7 protein-coding genes and 4 pseudogenes are annotated in these 11265 nt (G+C 60.2%); 5 read left to right on the top strand and 6 right to left on the bottom strand.

The annotated features are described in order from the left end of the window. Nucleotides 1-52: 52 nt before the first annotated feature. A complete protein-coding gene (locus tag ACFFJC_RS12395) occupies nt 53-502 on the bottom strand; it encodes an IS110 family transposase (protein WP_052076585.1) in 450 nt (149 codons plus the stop codon). Between the two features lie 165 nt (nt 503-667). Between ACFFJC_RS12395 and ACFFJC_RS12390 the strand changes: the two are divergent. Further along, nucleotides 668-970, top strand: a pseudogene (locus ACFFJC_RS12390) (transposase); the annotation flags it as partial. A 58-nt stretch (nt 971-1028) separates the two neighbouring features. Here the strand turns inward: ACFFJC_RS12390 and ACFFJC_RS12385 are convergent. After that, nucleotides 1029-1244 (bottom strand): annotated as a pseudogene (locus ACFFJC_RS12385) (transposase); the annotation flags it as partial. 840 nt (nt 1245-2084) lie between these two features. Here ACFFJC_RS12385 and ACFFJC_RS12380 point away from each other — a divergent pair. The 3 genes and pseudogenes from ACFFJC_RS12380 to ACFFJC_RS12370 all read left to right on the top strand — a co-directional run bounded on the left by ACFFJC_RS12380 (nt 2085) and on the right by ACFFJC_RS12370 (nt 4137). Continuing rightward, complete coding sequence (locus ACFFJC_RS12380) at nt 2085-2315, top strand: hypothetical protein (protein ID WP_206046359.1); 231 nt, start codon at nt 2085-2087, stop codon at nt 2313-2315. After that, nucleotides 2312-3033, top strand: a pseudogene (locus ACFFJC_RS12375) (IS5 family transposase); the annotation flags it as partial. The gene ACFFJC_RS12380 and the pseudogene ACFFJC_RS12375, both read left to right, overlap by 4 nt. A gap of 96 nt (nt 3034-3129) precedes the next feature. Continuing rightward, the gene (locus ACFFJC_RS12370; protein ID WP_037508579.1) at nt 3130-4137 is read left to right on the top strand and encodes an IS110 family RNA-guided transposase; all 1008 of its coding nucleotides are present in this window, start codon (nt 3130-3132) and stop codon (nt 4135-4137) included. Between the two features lie 252 nt (nt 4138-4389). On the opposite strand, the gene ACFFJC_RS12365 is transcribed toward ACFFJC_RS12370, so the two are convergent. The 4 genes and pseudogenes from ACFFJC_RS12365 to ACFFJC_RS12350 all read right to left on the bottom strand — a co-directional run bounded on the left by ACFFJC_RS12365 (nt 4390) and on the right by ACFFJC_RS12350 (nt 9663). Then, nucleotides 4390-5385, bottom strand: a complete 996-nt coding sequence (locus tag ACFFJC_RS12365; protein WP_188083124.1) for an IS481 family transposase — start codon at nt 5383-5385, stop codon at nt 4390-4392. A 128-nt stretch (nt 5386-5513) separates the two neighbouring features. Next, nucleotides 5514-6623: pseudogene (locus tag ACFFJC_RS12360) on the bottom strand (IS110 family RNA-guided transposase). A 218-nt stretch (nt 6624-6841) separates the two neighbouring features. Continuing rightward, nucleotides 6842-8773: an AMP-binding protein gene (locus ACFFJC_RS12355; protein ID WP_052076586.1), complete on the bottom strand. Its 1932-nt coding sequence runs from the start codon at nt 8771-8773 to the stop codon at nt 6842-6844. Continuing rightward, on the bottom strand, nt 8770-9663 hold the full coding sequence (locus ACFFJC_RS12350; protein ID WP_230588528.1) for a DMT family transporter: 894 nt from the start codon (nt 9661-9663) through the stop codon (nt 8770-8772). Before ACFFJC_RS12350 ends, ACFFJC_RS12355 begins: the two co-directional genes overlap by 4 nt. Nucleotides 9664-9858: 195 nt before the next feature. On the opposite strand from ACFFJC_RS12350, the gene ACFFJC_RS12345 reads away from it, so the two are divergent. Continuing rightward, nucleotides 9859-11223, top strand: a complete 1365-nt coding sequence (locus ACFFJC_RS12345) for an aromatic ring-hydroxylating oxygenase subunit alpha (protein ID WP_037508582.1) — start codon at nt 9859-9861, stop codon at nt 11221-11223. Nucleotides 11224-11265: the final 42 nt, after the last annotated feature.

Below are 11265 nucleotides of genomic sequence, written 5' to 3'. Positions count from 1 at the left end.
AGGAGGACGCGTTCTGTCGCGCTTGAGTTCAGCGTATTGTTTCGGATTTAGGTCAGGCCATAGCGGCCTCCCGGAAGGCCGTATTGGTACACCACATTGCGTGCAATGTTACCGCCAGCTTCCTGGCCAGCGCGACTTTCGCTTTGCGAGGCCCGGTTCGGCCGGCGATCGCCTGTGCCCACTCACGCAGGCGAGGGCCGCCAAGCTTTCGAGACAAGATCGCATTCGCCGCTTCGTACAGGCATTTCCGAGCGAACCTGTCACCGCTTTTCGAGATGCGCCCGTTCCGGCTGATTTCGCCAGATTCGTAGCGCCTTGGCGTCAGACCGAGATAAGCGCCCGCGCTGGAAGATCGGTTGAAGCGTTCGGCGTCGTCGAACGCTGCAGTTACCGCCATCGCGGTGATCGGTCCGACTCCCGGTGCTGTCATCAAAAGACGTACCGTACCATGCTGTTTGGCTACGGCCTGAATTTTGCCATCGAGAGCGGCAATGTCCTCCACGTTCGACTCCGGCCGAGCGCCGAAGCGGCAATGTCCTCCTACCGCAACGAAGCGGAGGTCGAGTGTGGCGATTACGTTAAGTGGTGTAGGAAGGTTTCCCTGAGAGGGTGGCCACCGTCGATCTTCTGGTAGGGTTCGGATGCGAACTCGAACCTGGAGAAGACGATGACCGATGACAGAATGGCCCTTGTCGAGCTGATTGAGCAAGGGGCTGATAGCGATTTGGTGGGTGAGATGCTGGCATTCGCCGCAGAGCGCATGATGGATCTGGAGATCGAGGCTAAGACGGGCGTGCCTTGCGGATCACGCAGCCCGGAACGGCTGAACCACCGCAACGGCTACCGCGAGCGCGGTTGGGATACGCGAGCTGGCCGGATTGATCTGGCGATCCCGAAGCTTCGAAAAGGCAGTTACTTCCCAAGCCTCCTGGAGCCACGCCGCACCGCCGAGAAGGCCTTGGCGGCAGTTGCCGCGCGACAAACAGGATGAGAGGCCTCTCATCCAGATCGTCGCGCTATAGGGTACGACGACATCCGTTGGCAAGAAAACCGTAATGACGGATGCGATGGAAGCGGTCGGGCAGAGTGTGGAGCAGGAACCGGCGGATAAACTCGTCTGCGGTCAAAGCCATATGCTTTTGGGCATTGCCATGCCGATAGTCGCGCCAACGGAAGGTGACGGTAGCATCGACCATGCTGACGAGACGGCTGTTCGCGATAGCGACACGGTGGGTGTAGCCGGAACGGTCGCATCTCGAAACGCGGAGATAGGTTCACGCGGAAATGCCTATTTGAGGCGGCGAACGCGATCGTCTGTCGGGACCTTGGTGGCCCACGCTTACGCAACTGGTCCAAAGCTATCGCCGAAAGGACAGGAACCCGAAAAGCCAAGGTGGCTCTGGCGCGGAAACTTGCTGTAACATTGCATGCGATGTGGCGCACTAACACGCCCTTCCGGGAGCCAGCGATGGCATAGATCGCAACCGAAACGACACTGCTCATCAGCACAACGGAATGCGTCCAGCCGGGACGCGCGGCGAGGGTGAGATCGCTCCCGGGTTAGCGGCAATGACCGCGCACACCACTTCGATCCCCCGAACTGGAACGCAAACATGCGGCACCCGACGCGGTGACCGCGGAGAGAACCCAAGAGCCCGGCACGCAGGATGGATCGCTGAGAAATCAACACTTGACCTTGGCGATTAGAGAACCCCTCGGGACACGATTTCCGCTCGCAATGGCGGCGAGGGTTTGTAGCGCTGCGCATGGTAGGAAGCGGCGGCGTTGGACGACGGTTGATCAGACTGTGATGCGCGGGTTGGATACCGCAAGACCGCGTATTCGTCTCGGGCCTGCCTCTGTCTCAAGTCGGGCGTCGGTTTTGACCGGCCACAGAATCACATCGAGGAATGCCCTACCGTGCCGCCGCTTCCATTGATGAGCAGCGCAGAGTGTGTGTTAGGTCGTGAACCCATAAACGCGATTCAGGCTGGGATGTAGAAGCCCCATACACCGTTGGAGAGTTCGCCAGCCGCGAAGCGGATTAGGCTATCTGTAGGCCCGACCTCGTAAATATCGAACCGATGGCGCTGATGCTGGTAGCTTGGATGAGGGAGTTGAATGGCTTCTTCCCCAGTGCGTCGCCAATTTTGCTGCCAGACTGCAATGCCGCTGATTTTCACACCGTCGCCCTCAAAGCCAACGTGAACATCTCGCCACTCGCTCATTTCAACACTGCCTTTGACCTGGATACACGCCGGATAGCACATAATGGGTTTTGTCTCGCTTCGACTTGTGATTCAGCGGCGGCATGAGCCGATATGACCTAACCGATTTTGAGTGGCGCGTGATCGAGCCGCTGCTGCCCAACAAGCCCAGAGGCGTTCCGCGTGTTGACGACCGACGCGTCCTGAACGGCATTTTCTGGGTGCTGCGATCCGGTGCTCCGTGGCGCGATCTTCCCGAGCGCTATGGGCGGCGCACCATCTGCTATAACCGCTTCGTGCGATGGCGAAAGGCTGGCGTCTGGGACCGGATGATGGATGCCATCACCGCTGCGCACGACAGCACCTCTGTTCGGGCCCACCAGCAGGCCGCGACGGCAAAAAGGGGGATCGAGATCATTGCCTCGGTCGCTCCCGAGGCGGGCTTACGACCAAAATCCACGCGGTCGTCGATGCGCAAGGGCTCCCGATCCGGCTTGGCCTAACGGCGGGACAGGCGCATGACGGGCAGGTCGCGGACACGCTGCTCGACCATCTCGGGCCGCGCACCATCGTGCTCGCTGATAAAGCCTACGATGCCGACCGCATTCGCGCACTGATCGAAGAGCAAGGAGCTACGCCTAATATTCCGGCCAAATCCAATCGAAAATGGAAACCCTGCTTCAGCAAGCGCCTCTACCGCGAGCGCAACCTGATCGAACGGTTCTTCTCGAAGCTGAAGCACTTCCGTCGCGTCGCAACCCGCTATGATAAACTCGCCGACAACTTCCTCGCCATGGTGCAACTCGCTTCAATGCGCCTCTGGCTCCGTGCTTATGAGTCATCGTGTAATTGCGGCTGCTTCCTCGGACCCCGGTGGAGGCGCACACTTCTGGTTGTCGAATCCTGAAGGAAGGAAGCAGCCATGAAGCACTATGCCGGATTGGACCTGTCGATGGAAACCACGCAGGTCTGCATCGTTGATGAAAATGGTCGGAAGCTCGTGTCGGAGAAGGTCGAGAGTTCGCCAGAGGCCCTGGCTGAGATGCTCGAACGCAATGGCCCGATCGAACGCGCGGTGATCGAGACCGGCCGCATGTCGCCGGCGATCTGCCTTGGACTGCGCGAACTCGGCGTCCTGGTGGTGTGCATCGACGCCCGGCAGGCGCACCAGAGCCTGAAGGCAATGAAGGCGAACAAGACCGACCCGCACGATGCCGCCGGGCTCGCGCAACTGGCTCGAACGGGGTTCTACAAGGAGGTGCACGTCAAATCTCCTGCAGCGCATGGCGTCCGCAGTGTGATTTCCGCGCGTGGCCACCTGGTCGAGGCCCGTGTCCGTCTCGATAACATGATCCGCGGTCTTTGCGCCACGTTCGGCTATCGCCCCGGCGCTGGCCAGGGAAAGGCATTCCTCCAACGGATCAAGCAGGCCGCGCATATCCCCGGCCTTGGCGATGCCATCGCCTCTTTGCTGTCGGTGCGCGCCGAACTGGTCGAGCAGATCAAGGAAATGGACCGTCGCCTGCGTGTTATCGCCAGCCAGTCACAGGCCTGCGAGATCCTCATGACTATCCCCGGCGTCGGCGTGCAGACATCCGCCGCATTCGCGGCCGCGGTGGATGAAGCGGGTCGCTTCCGACAATCGCGCAATGCCGGCGCCTACTTCGGCCTGGTGCCCAGACGCCACCAATCGGGAGAACTCGACTGGACAGGCCGGATCACCAAGCAAGGCGACGGGACCGTCCGCAAGCTGCTCTACGAGGCGGCCAACTCGATCCTCACCCGCAGCCGCGAGACCTTTGCCTTGAAAACATGGGCTCTGAATATCGCCAAGCGCCGCGGCCTGAAGAAGGCCCGTGTCGCGCTTGCTCGCCGGCTCGCGGTAATCATGCATGCCATGCTGCGTGATGGCACTTTGTTCCAAGCATGAGGTAGAGTAGAACCTGTTTGCCAGCGGTGAAGCGTCAAAGTTGATCCGAGGGCGGTGTTCCGCGAGGGAACGCAGGGACGAGCGATCTGCGAAGCTGCGTAGTGGGTAAACAAGCCCGCATCGAGTCAATGCAACGTTCGGCTCTGTGAGACCCGATACAGCACGGCCAGGCCTCGGCCCGGTTAGTGCGGACAGATCCATGAAACCCTCAAGGGATCACACCGCCTCGCTCTGCAATTACAGATCTACGGCCTAGCTGTCTGGTTGCGACACATCATTGGCATAATACAAGATGTCGTCGACCTTAGCCATAAGATCGTCCGGCGCCTTAGGGTTGTAAAGAGGATTGGCTAGCGAGGGCATCAAGCCGATGCGTTTCTCTACCATCTGGCGTGGTGAACTGCCTTGGAGCACGCGCTGTCGTCGCCGGTTGTAGGCACGGTTGAAGCCGGTTAGCAGGATTTCGAGATCGGCATGGCCGGCGACGTTGATGCCGAGCACCTCGCTGGCGATGCGGCCATTGAAGCGTTCGACCATGCCGTTGGTCTGGGGTGTATAGGGCCGCGTCGTGCGATGATTGATCCTCATCTTCGCGCAGGCTTGTTCAAAATCGTCAGCGGTGAAGCAAGATCCCCGGTCGGTCAGGACATGGGTGATGCGGAACGGGAACGCTCTCCTGGCGGCCTTGAGGAAGGTGATGGCGTTGGCGGCATTTTCGGCGTCGTAGACGTCGAGATGGACGAACCGCGAGCAGCGATCGATGGCCACATAAAGGAAGCGCTTGCGGATCTCGCCGTCCGCAGTGCGCAGCTTTGGCAGATGTTTCACGTCGATGTGGACAAAGCCCAGGTCATAATCCTGGAAGCGGCCTTGCCCTTTGCGTGGCTGCGCCGCGGGCTTGGGCGGTCGTCGATTAAGCCCCTCGGCCTTGAGCACCCGATAGATGCTGTTGCGGTTGAGGTGTGGCAGGAAGTGCCGGAGCACGAAGGTGAGATCATCTAGGGCGAAGCCTGTCGCCTTGCGCACAGCGCAGATAATGGCACGCTCTTCCTCGTTCATGCGCCAAGCCAGGCGCGTGGGACGGCTTGAGCGATCCTGGACCGCCTGCTCGCCGCGTCTGCGCCACTTGCGGACCGTCTCGTCGCTGATGCCATAGCGCTTGGCCACGACACTGGTCCGCTCGGTGGAACGGGCAATTTCCGCCCTCACAGCAGGAGTGGTCCGGGCTTGTGGATGTATTTGCACCATCACGAAACCTCATCAGCAAAAGCGGCAAAGCGCCACGCGTGATCCGCGATGGCGCTACTTACCATGTCCCAATGATGTGTCGCAACCAGACAGCTAGTGCAGATGCTCCTTTTGCTGCTGCGGGTTAATTAGACTGGTTGTTTGAGGCTAGTCGCTATGGCCCATACGAAGGCGGCCAGTTCGCGGGCGATGGCGACGTTGACGACGTTTGCCGATTTGCCGGCGCGGGTCATACGGCGATGACGAGCACAGAGCCTGACCTGCGCCTTCCAGGCGATATCGCGGATCGACTGGTCGAGCCCCTGATTGCGTTTGAGTATGGTCTCTCCGATCCGCGCCGGGAGTCTGTAAGTCCAGGCACTCTCGACCAGCATGCGTCGCGCACGAGTATTCCCGGCCTTGGTGATGTTTCCACGCGCGGTTTTGGCGCCGGAAGAATGCTCGCAAGGCACCAGGCCGAGGTAGGCCATCAACTGGCGGGGGTTGGCGAAACGGTGGAAATCGCCAATCTCGGCCACGATGGTGATCGCCGCGATCAGGGCAATCCCACGCAAGGCCTGGATAACAGTCACGACCGGCGCCAATGACCACGACGGCACCAATGCCTCCATCTGCCGGGCAAGCCGATCCCGGCGGGCCTCGGCTTCATCAACGACCTGGACCATCTCCTCGAAAGCAATCTGGCGGGCAGGATGTTCGAAGCCTTGGGCTGCCAGCCATCGGCGATGCTTTCCGGTCCAGTGATTGCCGGCGCTGTATATCCGGCTTTGGCGCAGCAAAAAGCCCAGCACCTGCTGGCGGGTCCGGCGCAATCCCTGCATCGCCATCTGGCGGGCCCGGCACAAGTCCCGCATGGCCTCATGAGCTTCGTCCAGCACCTACACTGCGGTCAGTTCGGCGGAACGAAACAGCGCGGCAATAGCGGTGGCGTCGCGACGATCGGTCTTTACCCGATCGCCGGGACGTGTCGGAATGAGTGAAGGAGCAACGACAACGCACTCGTGGCCGAGCTGCGTGATCTGGCGATGAAGGCCGTAGCCGCACGGCCCCGCCTCGTAGCAGAATGACAAACGGGCATGACGTGCCGCCAGCTTGGCAACCATCTTCGCCACTGCTGTAGGATCACTGGATATCTCACCGATGTAGCGGACCTCCCCGCGCCGACCTGCCTCCGCGACCGATACCGCTATCGTCTTTTTGTGCGTGTCCATCGCTACATATGTCGTAGAATATTCCATGGCTCGTCTCCCATGCATGAGGATAGGACCTGATCTTTGGTCAACCCTCGATACTGCATGCCGGGGACGAGCTACCAACCGCGAACATAGCGTCTCAAATACTTATGGGTAATCGCAAGCCTCACCGGATGGCTACGATCATAACAAAACCCGATCGTACACCATTACGAGAGCGTTCTGACGCTGCCTCTAATCGGTCAAAACGCTCATGATGCGGATCAATCACTTACCCGCTTCAGCGAATGAGGGTCGTTAAGTCCCGCTTCTTCCGCAAAAACCGCCGCAAGCTTGGCTGGCGTTTCCGGCTCGTCAATTGTCGCGGGGATATCGAAGGGTTCGCGGTTCACGATCTTACGGAGCAGGCTACGCAAGATCTTGCCAGAACGGGTCTTGGGCAATTGCTCAACGACCAGAACTGCCTTCAGCGCCGCGATAGCCCCCAGTTCGCTGCGCACGGAAAGGACTGAGCGCTCGACAAGGCTCTTGTCCGTCGCATAGCCGGCTTGCGGGGTGACGAAAGCAATCGGTACCATACCTTTGAGGTTATCGTCCGCACCGACGACGGCGCATTCAGCGACACCTGGTTGCCGCGACACGATCTCTTCCATCTGTCCGGTCGACAGCCGATGACCGGCGATGTTGATGATGTCGTCGGTTCGTCCCATGATGTGCATGAAGCCCTCACTGTCGCGAAAGCCTGCATCACCGGTTTCGTAGTACCCAGGGAACGTCTCGAAATTTCGGACAAACGTGGCGTTGTTGTTCCACAGCGAACGGAAGGTGCCGGGCGGCAGCGGGGTTTCGATAACGACATTGCCGCTTGCCCCGTCGGGCAGAGCAAGTCCATCGTCATCGAGGATGGCGAACTGGTAACCGGGCACCGGAAAGCCAGCGCTGCCAGGCTTGCGGCGCAGGTCCCCCATCGCGAAGCATGAAGCGATGGCCGGCCAGCCAAGCTCGGTCTGCCACCAGTGATCGATCACCGGCAAACCGCTTAACCGCTCCAGCCACGCGATCGTTTCCGGGTCCGCGCGTTCTCCGGCCAGAAACACCGCGCGGCACGCTCCGGTGCCAATCTCCTTCAGGAACCGGGCATCGGGATCTTCCTTGCGGATCGCCCGGATGGCGGTCGGCGCAGTGAAGAAACTCTTGACATTATGGCGCGCTATGGTCCGCCAGAACGTGCCGGGATCGGGTGTGCCGACAGGCTTGCCTTCGAACAGGACGGTCGTGGCCCCAACCAGCAGCGGGGCATAGACGATGTAGCTATGCCCCACCACCCAACCGACGTCCGAGGCAGCCCAGAACGTGTCCCCTGCCCCGATGCCATAGATGTTGGCCATCGACCACGACAGGGCCACGGCATGTCCGCCATTGTCGCGCACCACACCCTTGGGAGTTCCTGTGGTGCCCGAAGTGTAGAGGATGTAGAGCGGATCGCCGGAGGCGAGAGGAACGCATGGAGGCACCGGCATATCGGCGGTCCTCCGCCGCAGATCGTGCCAGTCAATGTCTCGGACGGGCATCAAGTCCGCGGTTAGCTGTTCGCGCTGGACCAGGACGACATGCTCGACCGAGTGGGCGGCAAGGACCAGCGCTTCGTCGACCAACGGCTTGTAGGCAATGGTGCGGCTGCCCTCGATTCCGCACGAAGCGGTGAGCACCAGTTTGGGGGTGGCATCGTCGATCCGCTTGGCCAGTTCGGGTGGGGCGAACCCGCCGAACACAACGGAATGGATCACACCGAGCCGCGCGCAAGCCAGCATCGCGAAAACCGTCTCGGGGATCATCGGCATGTAGAGGATTACCCGATCCCCTTTTTTCGCGCCGAGGCTCGCCAGCATCGCCGCCGTACGTTCGGTTTCATGCAGCAGTTCGCGGTAGGTGTAATGGCGGATGGTTCCGGTTACCGGGCTGTCATAGGCAAGCGCCAGCGCATCGCCGCGTCCGGCCTGGACATGCCGGTCGAGGCAATTGTGGCATGTGTTCAGGATGCCTTCGGGAAACCAGCCCATGCTTTGGTCGTGGGCGCGCGGCGGATTTTCGACCCAGTCGATCGCCTTTGCGGCCTCGAGCCAGAATTGGTCAGGGCGGTTTGCAGCCCACCGCACTGCGCCATCGTAGGCCATCGCCCCGGTCTCATCACTCATGGTTTCCGCTCTCCCCTGTTTTCCGTCTGGCCTGCTGCTGCTCGGCGCGATACGAATATCGCGGCCAAGACAATGGCCGCTCCGACCATGTGATAGGTTTCAAGTCTCTCTCCCAACAGCAGCACCGCCAAGAAAACACCGAACACCGTGGGGAGATTCATGTAGACGCCGACTCTTACTGAACCGATCAGGATTACCGCACGGTTGAAGAAGGCATAGGCAATCAGCGAAGGAAAGATGCCTACATAGAGCACCGCGCCAATCACTTCAATTTGTGGCTTGGCGACCCCGCCATCGGCCAGGCTCACCAGGTAAGGTACAGCCAGCGTTCCCATGCCGACCGCGAACAGCACAGCGAGCAGAGTGATGTGGTGTATGGCGGGCACCTTGCGCAAGAACGTCGCGTAGGCCGAGTACAGGAAGACCCCGGTCAGGGCGAGCAAGTCGCCATGGTTGAGTCCGCCAAGATGCAACGCGAAAGGCTGCCCTCTGGTCACGATCCAGACGACTCCGGTAAGAGACAGCGCCGCACTGGAAACCAGCAGCGGTCTGATCCGCTCCCCGAACAGAATGCTCGGCATGACCAAGGTCATGATCGGCATGGTCGATTGCAGCAGCAGGCTGTTGGTGGCTGTGGTGAGTTGCAGGCTCCAGTAAACGATGAAGGCGAACACCCCCACGCCGAACACGCCCAGCACCGCCAGCAGGCGCCAGGAATCGCGCAGGACCCGACGATCGGCCACGACGTGCCGCCAGGCAAAGGGCAGAACGAATAGCAACGCGACCACCCAACGCCAAAAGGCCAGCGCCAGAGGAGAAAGCAAGTCGCGCGCCGCCCGGCCCACGATGGGGTTCAGCGCCCAGAATAGCGAAGCGAGAGAAAGCAACAAGACTGGTGAGCTCCATACGTAACGAAGGGCCTGCCGCCATCCAGAAGAACCATTGCCAGTACCCATCAGAACGAACGGTCCGTCACTCTCAATCCCACTTGCGTGGCATCGGCTTTTTGCATATCGTACATCGCATTGCCCTTAGTGTACGAATCTGCAGACGACAACCGCAGTTCGTGAAAACCGGAGAGAGCCATGAGCAGCGACGCCACACTCGTAGACACCGTGAATGCCAGCCAATCCCGTCAGGTGTTTTGGGATGAAGATGTTTACGCTCTTGAAATAGAGAGGATTTTTTCACGCGCTTGGCTGATGCTCGGTCACGAATCGCTTGTGCCCAAGCCGGGCGATTTCATCACCACCTATATGGCCGAAGACAAGGTCATCCTCTCGCACCAAAGCGACGGGACATTCCGCGCCTTCATCAACTCCTGCAGCCATCGCGGCAACCAGATCTGCCACGCCGACAGCGGAAATGCCAAGGCGTTCGTCTGCAATTACCATGGCTGGGTGTTCGGCCAGGATGGATCGCTGGTCGATGTCCCGCTCGAGTCGCGCTGCTATCATAACAGCCTCGACAAGCAGAAATTGGCGGCGAAGTCCGTTCGGGTTGAAACCTACAAGGGTTTCATTTTCGGTTGCCACGATCCCGAAGCGCCCAGCCTGGAGGACTATCTGGGTGAGTTCCGCTATTACCTCGATACCATCTGGGAGGGTGCCGGCGGCGGAATGGAATTGCTTGGCCCCCCGATGAAGAGCCTGCTCCAGTGCAACTGGAAGGTACCGGCCGAGAATTTCATCGGCGATGGTTATCACGTCGGCTGGACCCATGCCGCCGCGCTCAGCCAGATCGGCGGCGAGTTGGCTGGCCTGGCGGGCAATCGCGCCGACATTCCCTTCGACGATCTCGGCCTGCAGTTCACGACCCGGCACGGTCACGGCTTCGGGGTGATCGACAATGCCGCGGCCGGACTCCACATCAAGCGGGAGGGCTGGACCAAATTTCTCGAGGACACGAGGGGTGAGGTGCGCCGCAAGTTCGGCCCGGAGCGCGAACGGCTCTATCTGGGGCACTGGAACTGCTCGATCTTCCCAAACTGCTCGTTCCTCTACGGGACCAACACCTTCAAGATCTGGCATCCACGCGGACCGCATGAAATCGAGGTGTGGACCTATACCATAGTTCCGCGCGATGCCGATCCAGCTACCAAGAGCATGATCCAGCGCGAAGCGATCCGCACCTTCGGCACCGCCGGGACGCTGGAAAGCGACGATGGCGAAAACATGTCTTCGGCAACCTACATCAACCGAGGCGTGATCACGCGCAATGGCAGAATGAACTCCACGATGGGGGTCGGCTACGAAGGGCCGCATCCAGTCTATCCAGGCATCGTCGGGATCAGCTTCATCGGCGAAACCTCTTACCGGGGCTTTTACCGGTTCTGGAAGGAAATGATCGATGCACCCGATTGGGCTAGCGTGAAAGCAAATGACGACACTTGGGATTCGGTTTTCCCGAACCGCAATTTCTGGAACGAGAAGCTTAACGCGGCCGAATGAGCGCCCCAAGCGGTGGTTCGAAAATCATAGAATAAGGAGAGA

The organism is Novosphingobium soli (assembly GCF_042432915.1).
GTDB classification, from domain to species: Bacteria; Pseudomonadota; Alphaproteobacteria; order Sphingomonadales; family Sphingomonadaceae; genus Novosphingobium; species Novosphingobium soli.
Note: the sequence above shows the minus strand (reverse complement) of the source record. Positions and strands in the feature narration are given on the sequence as shown.

Bases quoted from the DNA above. Each gene is read 5' to 3' on its own strand.
- ACFFJC_RS12380 (WP_206046359.1), top strand. From the start codon at position 2,085: ATGGCGCTGATGCTGGTAGCTTGGATGAGGGAGTTGAATGGCTTCTTC.
- ACFFJC_RS12365 (WP_188083124.1), bottom strand. From the start codon at position 5,385: ATGGTGCAAATACATCCACAAGCCCGGACCACTCCTGCTGTGAGGGCG.
- ACFFJC_RS12355 (WP_052076586.1), bottom strand. From the start codon at position 8,773: ATGAGTGATGAGACCGGGGCGATGGCCTACGATGGCGCAGTGCGGTGG.
- ACFFJC_RS12345 (WP_037508582.1), top strand. From the start codon at position 9,859: ATGAGCAGCGACGCCACACTCGTAGACACCGTGAATGCCAGCCAATCC.
- ACFFJC_RS12370 (WP_037508579.1), top strand. From the start codon at position 3,130: ATGAAGCACTATGCCGGATTGGACCTGTCGATGGAAACCACGCAGGTC.